This window comes from Planococcus maritimus (genome assembly GCF_001592825.1).
Taxonomy (GTDB): Bacteria; Bacillota; Bacilli; order Bacillales_A; family Planococcaceae; genus Planococcus; species Planococcus maritimus_C.
The window spans coordinates 718,671-735,760 of sequence record NZ_LTZG01000001.1 but is presented as its reverse complement, the minus strand read 5'-3'; the positions used below and the strand labels follow the sequence as shown (position 1 = coordinate 735,760).

Sequence of the window (17,090 nt, the reverse complement as noted above, 5' to 3'; positions counted from 1 at the left end):
GATGAAAAAGCACTTACTGGCCTGGCTATGGCCGGCCTTATGGATGATTCTTATCTTTAGTTTATCGCATCAGCCAGCCGGAGTATCCGGCGGCATCAGTTCGGAAATCGTTCGATGGGTGTTCGAAGGCGTCGCTTCGTTCACTCCTTTGGAATTTGAAACACTTCATACCTTATTTCGGAAAAGCGCCCATTTCTTCGCATATCTTGTGCTGGGCTTGCTTATCGTTCGGGCGTTCAGAAAAACTGGCGCGAGCTTGAAGCGTGCTGTTTTTTGGGCATTCGGCATTAGCGCGGTATATGCGATGTCTGATGAGTTTCATCAATTATTCATCACTGGGCGCAGTGGCGAATTTCGCGACGTCTTAATCGATAGCTCGGGGGCGGCGATTGGCCTGATGTGTTATTGGTTCTTCACAAAGGCCAGATGGCAAGGCAACAAAAAGGCTGAAACCATTTGGTGAACGGCCTTTTTGCTTTGCTACTGCGTGTTTTTTTGTGGCAGATAGGGGGAATAGAACAAGCAGGAGGTGGAGATCGATGAAAGATAAGTTGAAAGACAAAGAAGAAAAATTTGCAGTGAGCACCGAATACCGTGAGACCTTAAAGCAGACGATTCAAGTGTTGCAAGAACAAGTGCAGATTACCGAGCAATTTGAAGACGATCAAGACCTGGAAGCGATGAAAGCTAAACTCCGTGATTTAGTGACAAAGCATGAGGAATTGGACGAGCGGTCACATCGTTTGTCGAGCTTATTGCTAGAAGAATAAGGACTAAAGCCGCGACGCTCAATTATAAGCGATGCGGTTTTTTTACGGGGAAATTCACGCGTAAAGGACTGTTTTTTTATAATTAATTTCCAAATAGTATGGAAGAAATTCCATTCCCTGCTAAACTTAAGAGACTGACTAGAGTGGGGTGTATAGGTGGAAACGTACTTTTTTTATTTCCTGGAAAATATGGCATTGATCATAGCGATGATGTACATTGGCTTGAAAGCACGGGAGTATCTTGCCCCGAAGTTGGCAGAATCGAGGGTAGCCCCACTATTCACGGGACTGCTGACCGGATTTTTAGCGTTTGCGATTATGTACAACCCGCTGCTTCAAGAAGGGATGCGCATTGATTTGCGCGAAGTACCATTGTTTTTCATCGCATTTGTAGGCGGGTGGTCGCCAGGTACAATCGCCATGATCATCCCGGTTATCTACCGGATAATGATGGAAGGGCCGATGGTATGGCACGGCATCTTATTGGCCATTTTGTTGCCGGTCGTCATTGGCAGTTTGTTTCACGGGTGGAAAAATCCACGTCAAGCGTATGCGCTGGTCAATATCAAACGGATGATGATTGGTTTTGCAGTATTTGAAGTGATCAAATCGGTAGGGATGGTATTATCAACGCCTGCATCTATTGAAATGGCTGTCATTATGGCAATCATGGCGTCAATCGGTGTCATGGCGATGGGCTTGATTCTCAACGATACACACCGCAACATCATTCGCTCGAAAGCGCTTGAACATGATTCGACACATGACTCGTTGACGGGTTTGCCAAATCTCCGGTTTTTCTATGAACGAGTGCGCGAGTTGAAATACAAAGGCGTCCCGATGGCTATCGTCATGATGGACGTTGATCATTTCAAGAATTACAACGATACGCATGGCCATCCAGCAGGGGACGTCGTGCTTCAATCGATTGGCAGGTTGATGGAAGAAGAGATGCGCTCTGGAGATGTCATCGCACGCTACGGCGGGGAAGAATTCATCTTGTGCTTTACGGCAGTATCGACCGAACAGCAGGTGTTTGAGCGGGCAGATGCTTTGCGGGAACGCATCGAGGACTATGCGTTTTATGGTGGCGAGCAACAGCCGGGCGGGCGCTTAACTGTTTCGCTGGGAGCCGCCATTTCAAGCGCGGAACAGCCGGTGGATGAACTGATTGAAAAGGCAGACCGTGCCCTTTATCACTCAAAAGACTCGGGGCGCAACCAAGTGACAGTCGTCAAAGTAAAAGCGAACATCGAGCCGACTGGGGAATATCAAGTGAATACGTAGTTGTAGAACATGAATTTGAATAGGCCAGTCCATAGAAAAATGCTACCCTACTATACATGGGGTAGCATTTTTCTTTATCTTTTAGCCGGTGTGTAATCGTTATACCAAGGAACCACGCTGCGGTCGACGTATTGATGGAAAAACCATTCGCCTGCCGAAAGTACCAAAGCGCTGACGAGTGCCGGCGCAACCATGGCAGCGAATTCGCCGGTCAAGAGCCAGCCAATCAACAGAATGATGGCTAATGCCATGATGAAATCGGTGAAAGTCGCCACCGTATTGCGGGACACTTGATTGTCCGGTTTTCCGGCGTTCAAGAAGACAAGCAAATCGCCGATTGCATAAGACAGAGCCGTTAATGCCAGGCTGATCATTAAGGTATTCAGGAAGCTGACATCGAATGCCCATGTTAGGATAACGAGCAAAACAAGCGTGATAATGACGAATTTGATAGCTAATGCAATAAGATGTTTCACGGAATCCCTCCTTTTAATTAGAATGAACTATAGAAACCTTTACCCATTTCCATGATAGGATATGCGTTTTTTGCCAGCAAAAGAAGAGATGTGATGAAAATAAAAAAGTATTCAAATAAAGAAATCAAGGAATTCCAGTTATGGTAAAATTGTGAGAAAAAAGAGAAAAGGGCGTTTTGTATTTGGAAAAAATGAAAACAGCTGGAAAATTTCTGCTTAACCAATGGGATTACGCATTATTTGTCTTATTATTGCTCGGAAAAGTCTATTATTTTTCGAATGTCAGTGACACGGTGTTTACGACGCTAGGACCCTTCGCATTTGTTGGTGAATTGGCAACGTGGGCATTCGGGGGCAATAGCGATGGCATCTTTGAAGGGGTATTGTTGATCAGCATCGGGACGATTCTACTCGGGACGTTTTGGTTATTGCTGCTAAGTGGACGAAAGCGCTTGTTTTGGATGGCCATCACCAATCTTGTATTGAGCTTCATCATTTTGGCGGATACCTTATACTTCCGTTATTTTGAAGACATCATTTCCGTGACGGTATTGATGCAAATGCGCCAAGTAGGGGACGTTGGGGAAAGTATTTTCGCCTTGTTCCGCTTAAGTGACGCTTTGCTATTAGTAGATGTAATCGTCATGGCAATTCTGTGGGTTATGATCAGCCGGAAAAAAGCCATTGCCCAGGCGCCATCACGCTGGGCGAAAGCTGGGACGGCGTTAGTGGTACTCATGCTTGGCTGGCAATTGACGACAGTGCCGTTCAATAAGTCGATGGAAGATGGGGGAGCATGGCAGTTCAATAAATTGATCTCGAATATGCGGGTATATAATTTCACCGGCTTGCTCGGATTCCACGGTGCCAATATCACGCGTTATATTGACGACAATTTCATCAACCGCAAAGTGTATAGCGAAGACGAAATTTCCGAGGCGCAGGATTGGTTCGACGGGCGTAACGCCGAGCGTGTGCCGGGCCCGTACTCCGGCATGGCAGAGGGCAAAAATGTCATCGTCCTGCAAGTAGAAGCCTTGCAGAATTTTGTCATGAACCGTGAAGTGAATGGCGAGGAAATCACGCCGAACTTAAATCGTTTGGCGAGAGAAAATCTGTATTTCCCGAATTTCTATGAGCAAACAGCGCTCGGCAGGACTTCGGATGCGGAGTTTCTGTTGAATACCTCCTTGTATCCGACCGCCGAAGGTTCCGCCTATATGCTTTATGCAGAAAATACATTTGACGCATTGCCAAGCATTTTAAAAGAACAGGGCTATGGGACAAACGTGTTCCATCCATATAAGCCAAGTTTCTGGAATCGCTACATCATCTATCCGCAACTTGGAATCGACCGCTTTTACTCGGAAGGGGATTTCGATGAAGCGGAAGTGATCGGCTGGTCCATCAATGACGAAGCGCTGCTTGATCAAGCGCTTGAGGAAATGGCTGGATTTGAAGAGCCTTTCCATTCGCAAATCGTTACCTTGACGAGCCATCATCCGTTTGAGATGCCAGAAGACTTGCAGTTGCTTAATACTGAAGGATATAACGGCTATCAGGACCGGCATTTCAAAAACTATTTGCAATCGATTCATTATGTTGACCGGGCGATTGGCAAATTTGTTGAGGGGCTCGAGCAAAAAGGCATGCTTGATGACACCTTGCTAGTCATTTACGGCGATCATAGTACAGGCATGACAGCGAACACGAAAAAGTTTGTCGAGTTTACCGATTCCAAAGATCCGCTAGCTTATTTCGAGACAAATAAAAACGTGCCGCTCATTCTCCATGTCCCGGGGGCAGAGCCGAAAATTTTCAGCCAAGTGGCTAGCCAGCTCGACCTTGCCCCGAGTTTACTCGATATCCTCGGTGGCGATCCGGGGCAGCATTATTTTATCGGCCGCAATATGTGGGAAGCAGAAGACGGGCGTGCAACGTTCCGGGACGGTTCCTTTATCACGAATGAATTGAGCTTTATCGCAGCGTCCGATGGAATCTATGATAATGGCAGCTGCTTCTGGCGCATAACCGGCGAAGAAATGGATGTCGAAGCTTGTAAAGAACCGTTTAAAGAAGGCTCGAAAGAACTGCAAATTTCAGACGACGTCCTGCGTGGCGACTTGCTCGAGAAGTTCGAACCTTAAGGCCAAGCAAATTTCACCAACTCACTCGATAGGAGCGGTACACTAATGGTGTTGAATCCATTCGAGAAAGGGAGTATTTTGCATGAACTATAATTTTGACGAAGCGGTCGAACGCCGCGGGACCTATTCACTGAAATGGGACGGGGCAGAGTTGATTAAGCAATTCGGCATTACGGATCGCTATGATGAGGAGACCATTCCGCTATTTACGGCGGACATGGATCTTCCGGTCGCACAGCCGATTGTCGACGCCTTGCATAAAACTGTCGACCACCGAATTTTCGGTTATACGATTTTGCCGGATGCATATTTTGAAGCCATCCAGCATTATTTCCATAAACGCTATGACTGGGCCATCAAGAAAGAGGAAATCGTCTTTAGCCCAGGGACGGTGCATGCTTTGAATATTGCGGTGAAAGCATTTACCGAGCCGGGCGATGGCGTCATCATTCAACGGCCGGTTTATCCGCCTTTTACTTCAGCAGTTGAAGGCAATGGCCGCGTCGTGAAAAACAACGCGCTCGTCCAGGATGAAGCAGGACGCTATTCGATCAACTTCGAGGAATTCGAAGAACTTGCAAAAGACGAAAACACCCATTTGTTTATCCACTGCCACCCGCATAATCCGACGGGGCGCGTGTTCACGCCGGAAGAGTCGAACCAGCTTGCAGCCATCTGCAAGCGCCATAATGTGACGATCATTACCGATGAAATCCACGGCGACTTGGTGCGCCGCGGCGAAACCTTTACGCCGATGGTGCTAGCAGCAGAAGAAACCGACCACATCGTTACGTGCACGGCTATCAATAAAACCTTTAACGTCGCCGGGCTTCATTGCACTAATGTCATCATTGAAAATGAAGCGTTGCGCGAGAAGTTCACGGCAGAGCTTGGCATGCAATTGCCGACGCCGTTCACCGTCGCAGCCCTGATTGCGGCTTATACAGAAGGCGATGACTGGCTCGAGCAAGTGAATGCCTATCTTGACGGCACGCTTGAATGGATGAAGAATTTCCTCGAGGAGCGCATGCCGAAAGTGAAAGTGCGCATTCCAGAAGGCACCTACGTCATGTGGCTCGATTTCCGCGGATACGGGCTTGACGATAAGGAAGTCCATGAACGCATCTATAACAAAGCGAACGTCATTTTAGAAGACGGCACGATGTTCGGGGAAGAAGGCGCAGGATTCCAGCGCATCTGCATTCCGTCCCCGCGCCCGCTCATCCAAGAAGCGATGGAGCGAATCGCACGTGAATTCGATGATTTGAATTAATGTTTTTTTCGTGCCGTTTCAGGGAAAGCAAGAAGGAGACGGAAAACGAAAGGACGTGCCTGCATGGCTTTGAAAGCATTATTTCTTAATTGTTCACTCAAAAGTTCAGAAGAAGAATCCAACACCGAAGGCTTCATAAAAGACGTTCAAAAACATTACGAAACGCTCGGCGTAGAGTCCGAGATTGTCCGCTTGGCGGATTATTACGTCGCTTACGGCGTCACAGAAGACATGGAAGACGGTGACGAATGGCCGGAAATCTTAGAGAAAGTGAAAGAGGCCGATATCTTGGTCATCGGAACTCCGCTTTGGCTCGGCGAGAAAAGCTCGCTCGCGACACAAGCGATTGAACGCTTGTATGGATCGAGTAGCGTGACCAATGATAAAGGCCAGTCGATTTTCTATAATAAAGTCGGCGGTGCAGTCATTACCGGAAACGAAGACGGTGCGAAGCACGCAGCGGCTTCGTTGCTATACGGCTTGTCGCATATCGGCTTTGTCATCCCGCCGAATGTCGATGCGTATTGGGTCGGTGAAGCAGGCCCAGGCCCATCTTATTTGGAAGCGGGCCATGGCAATGATTTCTCTAAAGCAGCCATTCAGCGCTTAGCGTATAATACGCATCATTTAGCGAAAATGCTTAAAGAACAGCCGATTCCGGCAGAAGGCAATACTTTATAAACCGAAACCCTTTCTCTTTTGGAGAAAGGGTTTTTGCATTGGAACCGGCAGTGGGAAGGAGAGGCAGATGAAGACTTTTTCAGGATTTGTGATGTTGGCAGGGGTTTTGCTGCTAGTGACCGATGATGAATTATTTTCCCCTTTGAGGGATTTTGCGCTTTATTTTGTGGGAGGCGGGTTGCTGGTATTGATCCTGACGCAGCTTTTGGTGAATCGCGGGAAGAATTGGCGGTGCCGCCTCGGATTCCATGATTTCGAACGACAGGAACGAGTGGCGGAAATGCCCGCTATGCGCTGGTATCGTTGCAGGCGTTGCAGCAAGGAAAAACGAGCGGCGTCGATCGCTTAAATGGAACAGGACAGAGCCAGGGAACCGAATTCCTGGCTTTTTTGTGGCTTGAAAAACATTTGATGAATATTTATCGGCAAATAACAGGCTTAACCTTAGGCAGATATAGTAAGATTGTAGACAAGTAAAGAAAATGATTCGGAAAGATCTTATTTAAGTGCTTGAAGACTTGCATCGACGGTCACTTGGCGGGAATGGAGAGTTGTTTCATGGTAGATGATCAATCGCGGTATTCGAGACTCGCGAATATAACACGCATTGTTAATACGAAGCTGGATTTGCATGAAGTGTTGCAGCAGGTCACAACGGCGATTTCCGAGGAAATCGTCCGGTGCGATTCTGTCGGGATCTTTTTGCCGGAAGGCGATGGAACTTACCGCGGGTTTGCGGGAAAGCCCGAAATGATCGATGGAATAACGCTGCAATCGCAAATTATCGACCCACAAACAGATCCTTTGGCAGCAGAATTAATCGAGAAACGAAAGACCATTTATATAGCGGACACTTCGATAGACGACCGGCCGGATTTGGTGCCGGTGGGGGCCTTCCGTATCAATTCCTTATTGGCGCTGCCGATTTCTTATGAACAGGACTTTATCGGCATGGTGTTTTTGTTCGATTACGGCACGCCGATGCATTTGACACAATCTGAAATTGAAAGCGTAGAAGCGTATGTGAACATGGCGGCAGTTGCCATTCAAAATGCCAAAACGCTCAATCAGAAAGAGAAGTTACTGGCGGAAAAGCAATCATTGCTCGATCTGAGCCGTGAACTGTCTTTTTGTTCCACTACACGGGAAAGTTTGAACGTCTGCTTTTCCTATTTGAAACAAGCGTTTGGCGAAGGGGACTTTGCCGCACATATCATCATCCCGCCAAGTGCGAAAAGCGTTACACCGATTGCGTTTCACGCAGCTGATGACTTGTCCCAAACCGATTGGAATGAACGTCTCCATCATTTAGGATTGACAGATGATTACGAGAAATTGGTTCAACGCGCCGTTTCTGAGAAAGAGACGATTTATAACGGCCTTGGAGATCATCGACTATTGCTCTTGCTGCCCATGATTTCAATCGGGAAAGTACACGGCGTCATTTCTGTGGTCTGCGGTGGAATTGCAGCGAAACAGACTGCCAATTTGCCGCTTTTATTCGCCCAATCCATTATCGATGCTACTGCGCCGGTGTTTTCGAATGTATTGTATATGGATCAACTAGAAGGCATTGTCGAAGAAAGAACGAGTGCATTATATGCGGCGAACAAGCGGGTCAATAGTGTCATCGAAAGTATCACAGATGGTTTTTTGGTGCTCAATAAAGATTGGGAATATAGCTATATCAACCAGCATGTGTCATTTGCGAGAGGAAGAACAGCGGAGGAAATGCTCGGCAAGAACATTTGGGAGATGTATCCAGACATTATAGGGACCCTCACGTATACTGAGTTCCACCGCGCCATGAACGAGCGGGTGACGGTTCGCTTTGAAGCCCAATCCGATGTGGATGATTATTGGTATGATATTACCGCCTATCCGTTTGATGATGGGATCTGCTGTATATTGAAAAATATCAAAGAACAGAAAAAGTACGAAAGAGAACTGAAGAGGCTGTCCAATCTGGATTTGATCGGGCAGATGGCGGCGGGCATCAGCCACGAAGTCCGCAATCCGATGACGACCGTGCGCGGATTTTTGCAATTGATGGTGAAGGATAAGCAATTGACGCCGCATGCGGCACATCTTAACCTAATGATCGACGAATTGGACCGGGCGAACGCCATTATCACAGAATTCTTGTCGGTCGGCAATACACGGACTTCCGATATGAAAATGATGAGCCTGAATACGATTCTCGATGATATTTCCCCTTTGATTAAAGTCGATACGTCCAATCAGAACAAGCGCATCCGCATCTATACGCAGGAAGTGCCTGATCTATGGTTGAACCATAATGAAATCCGGCAATTGATCATCAATCTATACCGCAATGGGCTTGAAGCGATGACTGTCGGCCAGACATTGACCATCGGTACTTATTTGGAAAATGAAAAATACGTAGTGCTGGCTGTGCAAGATCAAGGCAGCGGCATCGACTCTGACATCATCGAGAAAATTGGCACGCCATTCTATACGACAAAAGACGAAGGCACTGGCCTTGGCCTTGGCATTTGTTATGCAGTGGCTGCACGCCACAACGCCACAATCAGCATTGAAACTGGACCCGAGGGCACTATCTTTTTCACAAAGTTTCCGATCGAATCGGTGCCAGGAATAGAGAATCCTTTTGAGGGCGACTAAATAAGCTTCTTTGTGCCATTAATAGAGGACTGTGCATTAGCAATAATCAGATGATCGTATGCTGCAGGCTTGCCCTGGCATCGGGAAGTAAGGGTTGATCTGCGAATAGGAAAAAGCCAGGGACCTTGGTCCCTGGCTTTTTTCTATTAAAAATTGAACGCTTCTCCATCAAACGGCACATACAGCTTGGCAGAGAATCCTTGCTCAGCCGCAAAATTGTTCAGTTCTTCACGGGATAACGCCCAGTGGTTGACGGCTTCCATGTGGACGGCGATCAAAGTCGCTTGCGGTGCAGCTTCATGTGTTTTTTTCACATCTTCTTTGCCCATGACGAGCGAGCCGCCTTCGTTAAATTGGTTATCTCCGGCATTCAAGATGATGATGCCAGGCTGATGGTCTTCAATCGCTTGTTGGACGCCTTCATACCAGACGGTGTCACCGGCTACATAAAGCGTTTGTTCGTTTTCGTGTTGAAAAACGACGCCGCAGACAAGGCCGGTCATTTTCAGGATGTCCCCGCGCCCATGCTGGCCTTGCGTCTTGATTAAGCGGATCCTTTCGAAGTTCGTGTCTTCAGCGAGAATCGTTACTTCCGTAAAGCCATCACTGCGCAGGACTTGGGCATCTTCTTCATTTTGGCAAAAAACCGGCAGTTGTTTCGGCAATAATTGTTTGGCGGCCTCATCGTAATGATCCAGGTGAAGATGGGTGATGATGACTGCATCGATGCCTTCTAGGAGCTGCTGTACCGGAACCGGCAATTCCTCCAAGGGATTCTGCCGGTCCTGTCTAGCGGAATTCGGAAATGGCGGGTAACTTGCCTGGTCTCCGAGAAATGGATCGATAAGGAACTGCTTGCCGGCGTATTGAATACGTAAAGTGGCGTTGCGGATATGTTGGATTTTCATGATTTGAACTCCTTTCCTGTCGTGTGTCCCTAGTATATACTGGAACTCATGAAAGTGGCATCGGCCTCGTGAATGTCTTTTAGCGTTTTGACTTGATTAATGAAAGGAATGGAACTTGCCATGGATTCGACAGATCAACTTATTTTGGATGAACTTGCCCGACATAGCCGCATGACAATGAAAGAGCTTGGCGAAAAAGTGCATTTGACGGGACAGGCCACCGCGGCACGTGTCTTGAAACTGGAAGAAGCGGGCATCATTGAAGGCTATACCATCCGAATATCCAGGGAAAAACTCGGATATTCTGTCCACGCCTTTGTCACGGCGATTATGCACGAACCGAAGCACCAGAAGTTTTTCGATGAACTGGAAAGCTGGCAGGATCATGTCAGCCGTTATTTCAAAACGAGCGGCGAAGGCTGTTATCTAATCGAATGCCATTTTCCGACGCATCATGACCTGGACAGCTTCCTCAATGGCATCAGTGAGTTTGCCAGTTATAAAGTCGCCATCGCGATCCAGCAATATGGTTAATTGCCATCAAGTCCATCAAAAAGCCGTGCAGCTGAGCTGCACGGCTTTATTCTTGGATTATTTCTTGCCAATCGCCAAAGCGAACTGCAGGTACATCATGCCATTACGTGCTTTTTGGCTTATGGCGAGCGTCATGCGTTCGAGCTCCGCTTCGGTAATATGGTGGCTTTGGGCACGAGCGTTTTCTTTATCGAATGGTTCCGCTTTTTCGACCACTTGCAGATAGCTGTTGTCGATGCGGTTGCGGATGTGCAAGGCTTTTTTCACGAACATGCTTTGCTCATCGGCCAATTCATAGCCATACACTTCTTTCGACAGCCAGTACAGAGCTTTCAATGCATCATTTTTCGTGTTTTGGACAAAAGGCTTGAGCGGCTTTTTCAAGTCCTCTTCCTCGAACCAGATGCGTTGGAAATTCACGCGCGGTTCTTCAACGCCCAATTGCATTGTCTGGTTCAATAACAGCGCAATTTTATCGAATAAGCCATAAGCTTGGCGATAGACTTGCTTCAAATCTTCATAGCGTTTCGTGTAACGCGTATTGTCGCCATCGAGCTTATGGTCGTCTGCAACATCTTCGCCAGTTGTGGCCAAGTAAAGTGAACGGCGCATCGACGCGAACTCATGCGTCAGCGAGTCCAGGAAGCTGCCGAGGAATGCATTGTTCTGGATGCGCAGCGGCAAATCGCGCTGTGCCATTGTATCTGGCTCGATGTCGTTGCCGCTGTTGAGGAATAATTGCTGTTCTGCGCACCAGTCGAGGTAGCGCTGCTCTTCTGCAGTCGGTTCCGGCAGTTGGGAGAGTTTCACTGGATCGACCTCGCCGAGCTGGTCGATCATATTTTCGGCCAGTTTGATGCGTTCGTCGTATAAAGCTTGGCCTTTTTCGTCTTTGATATCGTTTTTAGCGGTCTTGAATAAATCGAGTGCTTTTTCGAGTGCGCTGAGGCGTTCGGCTTTGACCGGAAGGAAAGTCGAGTAGAAAATCAAGGTCCAGCCGAATTCTCCGTTCAAGCGCTGATAGGAAGGATCGTTTTCATCTTTGACCATTTCTTTCAGCACTGCTTGCGCATCGATTGAGCGTCCGGTGTGGACGAGCGTTTCTGCATAGTTCAGGCAGACCTGGTTCCAGACATTCGATGGAATACGTCCGCGGTAGGTTTCGATCGTGTTGTCGTAAAGAGACAATTGGCGCTGTTTTAAATCCGAATTCCAGTCTTTCTTCAGCTGATGCTGAATCGACAGATAGCTCGTCTCAAGCAGTACAGCGAGCGGATAGGCCGCTTTGCCTTGCAGGCGCTCTTTTAAATGATTGATCATTGAGTTGATACGGCCAGGGAAAGCTTCGGCTTTTGCTTGTTGCATTTCCTGAAGAAGCTGATGGGTCGCCCCGTAAATTTCTTTTATTTCAAATTGCCCTAAATCATCAGATAGGGCGATGTCGCTTAAAGTTGCCATCCCATTTCCTCCTTGATGCGTTTTGATGTGTCTCTATCTATTCTAAGGGAAAAAAGCCCATTGGTCACCCCGCTGCAGGAAATTGGCAGAAAATATGGAATATAGAAGACAATCCGAAGGGAGGAGAGGGCATGAATGAACTAAACAAGCCAAACGATCCATTTATTTGGCTGCCGGTGATTGATGGAAATCGAGTGGAAGAGATCCGGCTCCAAAGCGGTATGACAGGCAAACAATTCAAGATAGCCTCGGATCAGGAGAAGAGCAAGCACGCGCCAATCTCACGGGATACACTGGAACAACTATTGAAAGGTTTTAAAGACTATGAAGTCGAGACGATTGAATTGAATGTGGTCGGGGCTGTCGAAACTGGCGGGTTGCTGCAATTTATCGTGGCGGGTAAAGCTGAAGCAGGGATGACCGTGACTTTGAAAAAGAAAGGCAGCGGCGAAAAAGCGAAAGAATAAAGCACACACGAAAGCGGCGCTGAAAGGGCGGCGCTTTTTTTGTGTGAATAATACAGTTAATTAGCTTACCCGCAAGAAGACTGTATTCGGAATTAAGAAATAAAAGTTATTTTATGTAATTTTAGAAGGTGTTTAGTTCTATGTAAAAGACAACTAAACGAGGGTATAATGTTTATTATATTCCATAAAAAAGAGCTTTAAGAATCATCGGGTAATTTAAATGCTGGTAATAAAGTCCTTTTTTGATTGAATTACCGCCTATAAGCATCAAAATAGCAAGAAACACAATAACTTTTTTGGTTCGCCAAGTCAGGAGGTTTGCCATGGCTATGTTCCCCCATATTAGCTTGATCTTTTTATCCATTATCGTATCTATTGCGACTAGTTACACCATCTTGATCCTCATTGAATACATAAGCAGACGGGAAAAGGCGATCCATTCACGCACTAAGCTGCTTGCGGTGCTGGCTCTAGGGAGTGGTTTTTTTGGCATGCAAGTGCTTGGCATCTTGACCTTCGTAGCGGAATACCGATTTACGCCGCGAATTGGGCTGCTTGCTCTCGGGCTAGTGGCGGCTTGTTTATTGGCAGCGTACATTGTAAAGATTATCCCTAAAGGCATCGGCAGCCGCAGTGACACAGCAAAACGTGTCCTCATCACAGCGGTTTTGATAAAGGCGGTCCATTTTCTAGGATTATCAGGCATCTTGAATGTTCGTTTTTTGGCGATTTCAGCGGGCTATTACTTCCTCTCAGCAGCCATTATTCTGATGATGAGTTATTTCGCTTTCCGCTTTGTCCGACAATCTAACGCAAAGCAAGCATCAGAGAAGCAGCGGCTCAAAAATGCTGCTGTCATGGGATTTGTCCTCACATTGCTTCATTACACTTCAACAAATACTTTCTATTCCAATATGCCACTTCCGGAAACGGCGACGGATGGCTTATGGGTCATCAGTACAGCTATTTTTGTCGCATTAATGGTTAGCTTGTTGTTATTATTTGCAGCGAATCTGGCTTTGGTCGATTTACATGCACTCGAAACGGAAAGTGGTTTGCTGCAACAGGTAAAAGCCAGTGAAAGCCGATTCCGCACGCTTGCCTATACCGACCAATTGACGGGCATTCCGAACCGTCACTGGTTTTTTGCCCATTTACGAGAGTTGCCAGATTCAGGAGACGGAGAAATTGAGTCTATCGGTGTTGTTCTCTTGGATTTTGATGATTTTAAGTCCATTAATGAATTGCTAGGACAAGACGGCGGCGACCAGTTCTTGAAAAAAATTGTCGAGCGCTTGAAGTCAGTACTGCCGGTAACGGTTACGCTTGCCAGACTTGGCGGAGATGAGTTCATCTTTACGGTGCCGAACGTGAAAAAGCCTTATCTCGAACAGCTATGCCAAGCTATTTTACTGGCTATCGAAGAGCCGATCCAAATTAGCGGACGGTCGATCACTTCCAGGGTCAGCATTGGCATCAGTTGTCAAAAAGTGACGGAGCTGGACGAAGAAAGGCTGATTAAGCAAGCGGACCTTGCGCTATTCATGGCGAAAAGTGCCGGTAAGGAAAGTTATGCATTCTTTTCTCCAGAGCTTTTGGACAGTTCGACCCGCAAGCAGGAATTAACGCAAGCCTTGCAGCAGGCATTGGTCAATGGCGAATTTTCGGTTCATTACCAGCCGCAGATCGAGCTAGTAAGCGGTCGGGTTATCGGCTTTGAAGCATTGCTGCGCTGGAATTCTACGCTGGGCGCAGTGCCGCCTTCTGAATTCATTCCCGTTGCGGAAGAATGCGGGGCTATCCATGCCATTGGGGAATGGGTGCTGCGTGAAGCCTGCGAGCAGTTGAGTGTGTGGCGCCGTGAAAGCAGGCCGGATGTCCATGTGTCGGTCAATGTGTCCGCCAAACAGTTTTTGGATCCGGAGTTTGCTGAAAAAGTGTCGCGCATTTTAAGTGCTACGGATGTCCCGGCAGAATGCGTGGAAATTGAAATTACGGAAAGCATCATGCTCGACCTCGATACGGCAGCGGGCTTGGTCGAGGAATTGCAGGACATCGGCGTCAAGCTGGCGATCGATGATTTCGGGACCGGCTATTCGTCGCTCAATGCAGTGAAGAATATCCAGATCGACACTTTGAAAATCGATAAATCACTGGTCGACGAGGTGCTTGGAAGCGACCGCAGCATGGCCATTTTGGCTACGATCATCGAACTCGGAAAGAATCTCGGGGCAGATGTGGTGGTGGAAGGGCTTGAAACGCTTGAGCAAGTGAATTTGATGAAGCAATACGAAATTATCGGGCAAGGGTATTATTTCAGCCGGCCGCTTCCTGCGGATAAAGCTGTGAGGGTGTGGGATAAGTATTTGGAGCAGCCGGATGGATTGTTTCATGCACCGATTTTATATTGAGTTTAAAAGGCGCAGCGTTCAGCTGGGCCTTTTTTTGTGTGGAATGAAGAGTGGGCAGAGATAGTGAAGGGTTGCGTGCGGCATCGTTTCAGCGTTTTCTTTAAGTATCACCTGGCTAGTCGCCGCCGTGCTTTGGGTTGGCCTCTTGCCGTAAGTCAAGAAGAGCACTTGTCTTACGGCATCGGCTCACCCCCTGGCGCTAGGCGGCTGAGATATTTCGTTATGTGTAGCTTGTTCAAATGGCTCTGCATCTTACCCAGTTGCCGGCTAGTGGGGGAATCGCTTCCTGGGACAAGTTTGTGAGAGTTTGTGTACGAAGTCGTTTCAGCGTTCTCTTTAAGTATGATCTGAATCGTCGCCGCCGGGCTTTGGGTTGGCCTTTTTGCAATAAGCCAGGAAAAGCACCTGTCTTATTGCGTCGGCTCACCCCTTGACGCTTGGCGGCTGAGTGATTCCATTGTACGGAAATTACTTAAGTAGATCCGCTTCTTTACACGTTGCCGGTTAGTGGGGGAATCGCTTCCTGGGACAAGTTTGTGAGAGTTTGCGTGCGGCATCGTTTCAGCGTTTTCTTTGAGTATCCCCTGGCTAGTCGCCGCCGGGCTTTGGGTTGGCCTCTTGCAATAAGCAAGAAGAGCACTTGTCTTACGGCATCGGCTCACCCCCTGGCGCTAGGCGGCTGGGAGATTTCGTTGCCTGTAGGTTGTTGCGATGGGCCTGCATCTTACCCAGTTGCCGGCTAGTGGGGGAATCGCTTCCTGGGACAAGTTTGTGAGAGTTTGTGTGCGGAGTCGTTTCAGCGTTCTGTTTGAGTTTGCTTTGACTGGTTACCGCTATTTATCTTTCAAGATTTTCCAATAAAAAAATTAACTAGCATCGAAAATTTAACTAATCTTTAACCTTGAAGATTGATAATGCATTTAGATACAGAACAACGATGCCGATCAATAATCAATGGGGGTGAAGAGATGACGCTGGACATTCGGGTGCCGAGCATGGCCATTATCGATACGAAAGAGCAATGGAACCGGGCAGTAAATGATTTCGCCGTACAGGATGTCTACTATACCTATGAGTACAATGAATGGAATGCCAAAAAAGAACAAGGACAAGCTAAATTGGTTCATTTTCAAAACAACCTGGGAAGCGTGATTTACCCCTTCATCATCAGAAAAATCGATGCGGTTGTCGCTGGATCGCCTCTTTATGACATAACATCGGCTTATGGGTATGGAGGGCCTCTGATTTCAGGAGATCCGGGAGTTCTCAAGGAATTCCGCGAATTGTTCCAAGCGTATTGCCAAAACGCAAATATCGTTTCAGAGATTGTGCGCATGCATCCCCTGCTGGAGAATGCCCATTATTTGCAAGGCTATTGTACCTTGCAATACATCCGGAAAACGACGGCGGTCAACCTGGCAGGAGAACTTTCGGCAATTCGACAGCATTATAGCCATATGGCCAAGCGCAATATCAAAAAGGCGCGTTCGCATCGGCTTTATTGCCGGGCAGTTGAAAAAAGCGACAAGAATATTGGCGTATTTCTTAAACTATACAATGAAACGATGCAACGAAAATCGGCTGCTCGTTATTACTATTTCAGTGAAGCGCTGCTGAAACAGCAATTGGCGGATACAGTCATTTCAAAGTCGCATTTGCTATTTGTTTTCCACGAAGAGCAAGTCATTGCGGCAGCGATCGTGCTCACGGCCAATCGCTTTGCGCATTATCACTTGGGAGCCTCTGACACAAGGTGTTTGAGCATGAGGCCGAATAATTTATTATTTGATTTCATGGTCGCTTTTTCAAAGGACAAAGGCTGCCAAACGCTCCATTTGGGAGGGGGCTATCAAGAGGGCGATTCTCTATTCAAATATAAATCGTCGTTTACAAACCAAAACTACTATGATTATTATTTAGGAACCAATATTTACCAACATGACATATACAAGAAACTTGCAGAGTTGAAAGGCAAAGCTAATGAGGTCGGAGGGTTCTTTCCCATCTATCGCAAACCTTAAGAAGTATGTGC

Annotated in this window: 15 protein-coding genes; 12 read left to right on the top strand and 3 right to left on the bottom strand. The window is 47.3% G+C overall.

Going from position 1 to position 17,090, the window contains the following annotated elements; all coding sequences use genetic code 11:
- Position 1: 1 nt before the first annotated feature.
- The 3 genes from AY633_RS03690 to AY633_RS03680 all read left to right on the top strand — a co-directional run bounded on the left by AY633_RS03690 (position 2) and on the right by AY633_RS03680 (position 2,057).
- Entirely contained in the window at positions 2–463 is a 462-nt protein-coding gene (locus AY633_RS03690) for a VanZ family protein (protein ID WP_068486591.1), read from the top strand.
- A 76-nt stretch (positions 464–539) separates the two neighbouring features.
- On the top strand, positions 540–770 hold the full coding sequence (locus tag AY633_RS03685) for a hypothetical protein (protein WP_068486589.1): 231 nt from the start codon (positions 540–542) through the stop codon (positions 768–770).
- A gap of 189 nt (positions 771–959) precedes the next feature.
- Complete coding sequence (locus tag AY633_RS03680; RefSeq protein WP_141705876.1) at positions 960–2,057, top strand: GGDEF domain-containing protein; 1,098 nt, start codon at positions 960–962, stop codon at positions 2,055–2,057.
- Positions 2,058–2,131: 74 nt separating this feature from the next.
- Here AY633_RS03680 and AY633_RS03675 read toward each other — a convergent pair whose 3' ends face one another.
- Positions 2,132–2,533, bottom strand: a complete 402-nt coding sequence (locus AY633_RS03675; RefSeq protein WP_068486584.1) for a DUF2512 family protein — start codon at positions 2,531–2,533, stop codon at positions 2,132–2,134.
- A 191-nt stretch (positions 2,534–2,724) separates the two neighbouring features.
- Between AY633_RS03675 and AY633_RS03670 the strand changes: the two genes are divergently transcribed.
- From AY633_RS03670 to AY633_RS03650, 5 genes are all read left to right on the top strand, one after another.
- Positions 2,725–4,680: an LTA synthase family protein gene (locus AY633_RS03670; protein ID WP_141705875.1), complete on the top strand. Its 1,956-nt coding sequence runs from the start codon at positions 2,725–2,727 to the stop codon at positions 4,678–4,680.
- An 82-nt stretch (positions 4,681–4,762) separates the two neighbouring features.
- Positions 4,763–5,953 (top strand): MalY/PatB family protein, encoded by a 1,191-nt coding sequence (locus AY633_RS03665; RefSeq protein ID WP_068486581.1) that lies wholly within the window; start codon positions 4,763–4,765, stop codon positions 5,951–5,953.
- Positions 5,954–6,016: 63 nt separating this feature from the next.
- Positions 6,017–6,634, top strand: coding sequence for a flavodoxin family protein (locus tag AY633_RS03660; RefSeq protein ID WP_068486580.1), 618 nt, complete (start codon positions 6,017–6,019; stop codon positions 6,632–6,634).
- A 67-nt stretch (positions 6,635–6,701) separates the two neighbouring features.
- On the top strand, positions 6,702–6,983 hold the full coding sequence (locus AY633_RS03655) for a hypothetical protein (protein WP_068486578.1): 282 nt from the start codon (positions 6,702–6,704) through the stop codon (positions 6,981–6,983).
- 209 nt (positions 6,984–7,192) lie between these two features.
- Entirely contained in the window at positions 7,193–9,280 is a 2,088-nt protein-coding gene (locus AY633_RS03650) for a GAF domain-containing sensor histidine kinase (RefSeq protein WP_068486576.1), read from the top strand.
- A gap of 146 nt (positions 9,281–9,426) precedes the next feature.
- Here the strand turns inward: AY633_RS03650 and AY633_RS03645 are convergent, their stop codons facing one another.
- Complete coding sequence (locus tag AY633_RS03645; protein ID WP_068486574.1) at positions 9,427–10,188, bottom strand: MBL fold metallo-hydrolase; 762 nt, start codon at positions 10,186–10,188, stop codon at positions 9,427–9,429.
- 99 nt (positions 10,189–10,287) lie between these two features.
- Here AY633_RS03645 and AY633_RS03640 point away from each other — a divergent pair, with 99 nt between their 5' ends.
- On the top strand, positions 10,288–10,722 hold the full coding sequence (locus AY633_RS03640) for an Lrp/AsnC family transcriptional regulator (RefSeq protein ID WP_260804481.1): 435 nt from the start codon (positions 10,288–10,290) through the stop codon (positions 10,720–10,722).
- A 57-nt stretch (positions 10,723–10,779) separates the two neighbouring features.
- On the opposite strand, the gene AY633_RS03635 is transcribed toward AY633_RS03640, so the two are convergent.
- Complete coding sequence (locus AY633_RS03635) at positions 10,780–12,180, bottom strand: LA2681 family HEPN domain-containing protein (protein ID WP_068486570.1); 1,401 nt, start codon at positions 12,178–12,180, stop codon at positions 10,780–10,782.
- A 131-nt stretch (positions 12,181–12,311) separates the two neighbouring features.
- Between AY633_RS03635 and AY633_RS03630 the strand changes: the two genes are divergently transcribed.
- The 3 genes from AY633_RS03630 (at position 12,312) to AY633_RS03620 (ending at position 17,079) form a co-directional block, all read left to right on the top strand.
- A complete protein-coding gene (locus tag AY633_RS03630) occupies positions 12,312–12,647 on the top strand; it encodes a hypothetical protein (RefSeq protein WP_068486568.1) in 336 nt (111 codons plus the stop codon).
- Positions 12,648–12,970: 323 nt separating this feature from the next.
- Entirely contained in the window at positions 12,971–15,058 is a 2,088-nt protein-coding gene (locus AY633_RS03625) for a putative bifunctional diguanylate cyclase/phosphodiesterase (RefSeq protein ID WP_068486567.1), read from the top strand.
- Positions 15,059–16,026: 968 nt separating this feature from the next.
- Positions 16,027–17,079: a GNAT family N-acetyltransferase gene (locus tag AY633_RS03620; RefSeq protein WP_068486565.1), complete on the top strand. Its 1,053-nt coding sequence runs from the start codon at positions 16,027–16,029 to the stop codon at positions 17,077–17,079.
- Positions 17,080–17,090: the final 11 nt, after the last annotated feature.

Bases quoted from the DNA above. Each gene is read 5' to 3' on its own strand.
- AY633_RS03690 (WP_068486591.1), top strand. From the start codon at position 2: ATGAAAAAGCACTTACTGGCCTGGCTATGGCCGGCCTTATGGATGATT.
- AY633_RS03685 (WP_068486589.1), top strand. From the start codon at position 540: ATGAAAGATAAGTTGAAAGACAAAGAAGAAAAATTTGCAGTGAGCACC.
- AY633_RS03680 (WP_141705876.1), top strand. From the start codon at position 960: ATGGCATTGATCATAGCGATGATGTACATTGGCTTGAAAGCACGGGAG.
- AY633_RS03670 (WP_141705875.1), top strand. From the start codon at position 2,725: ATGAAAACAGCTGGAAAATTTCTGCTTAACCAATGGGATTACGCATTA.
- AY633_RS03665 (WP_068486581.1), top strand. From the start codon at position 4,763: ATGAACTATAATTTTGACGAAGCGGTCGAACGCCGCGGGACCTATTCA.
- AY633_RS03660 (WP_068486580.1), top strand. From the start codon at position 6,017: ATGGCTTTGAAAGCATTATTTCTTAATTGTTCACTCAAAAGTTCAGAA.
- AY633_RS03655 (WP_068486578.1), top strand. From the start codon at position 6,702: ATGAAGACTTTTTCAGGATTTGTGATGTTGGCAGGGGTTTTGCTGCTA.
- AY633_RS03650 (WP_068486576.1), top strand. From the start codon at position 7,193: ATGGTAGATGATCAATCGCGGTATTCGAGACTCGCGAATATAACACGC.
- AY633_RS03645 (WP_068486574.1), bottom strand. From the start codon at position 10,188: ATGAAAATCCAACATATCCGCAACGCCACTTTACGTATTCAATACGCC.
- AY633_RS03640 (WP_260804481.1), top strand. From the start codon at position 10,288: ATGAAAGGAATGGAACTTGCCATGGATTCGACAGATCAACTTATTTTG.
- AY633_RS03635 (WP_068486570.1), bottom strand. From the start codon at position 12,180: ATGGCAACTTTAAGCGACATCGCCCTATCTGATGATTTAGGGCAATTT.
- AY633_RS03630 (WP_068486568.1), top strand. From the start codon at position 12,312: ATGAATGAACTAAACAAGCCAAACGATCCATTTATTTGGCTGCCGGTG.
- AY633_RS03625 (WP_068486567.1), top strand. From the start codon at position 12,971: ATGGCTATGTTCCCCCATATTAGCTTGATCTTTTTATCCATTATCGTA.
- AY633_RS03620 (WP_068486565.1), top strand. From the start codon at position 16,027: ATGACGCTGGACATTCGGGTGCCGAGCATGGCCATTATCGATACGAAA.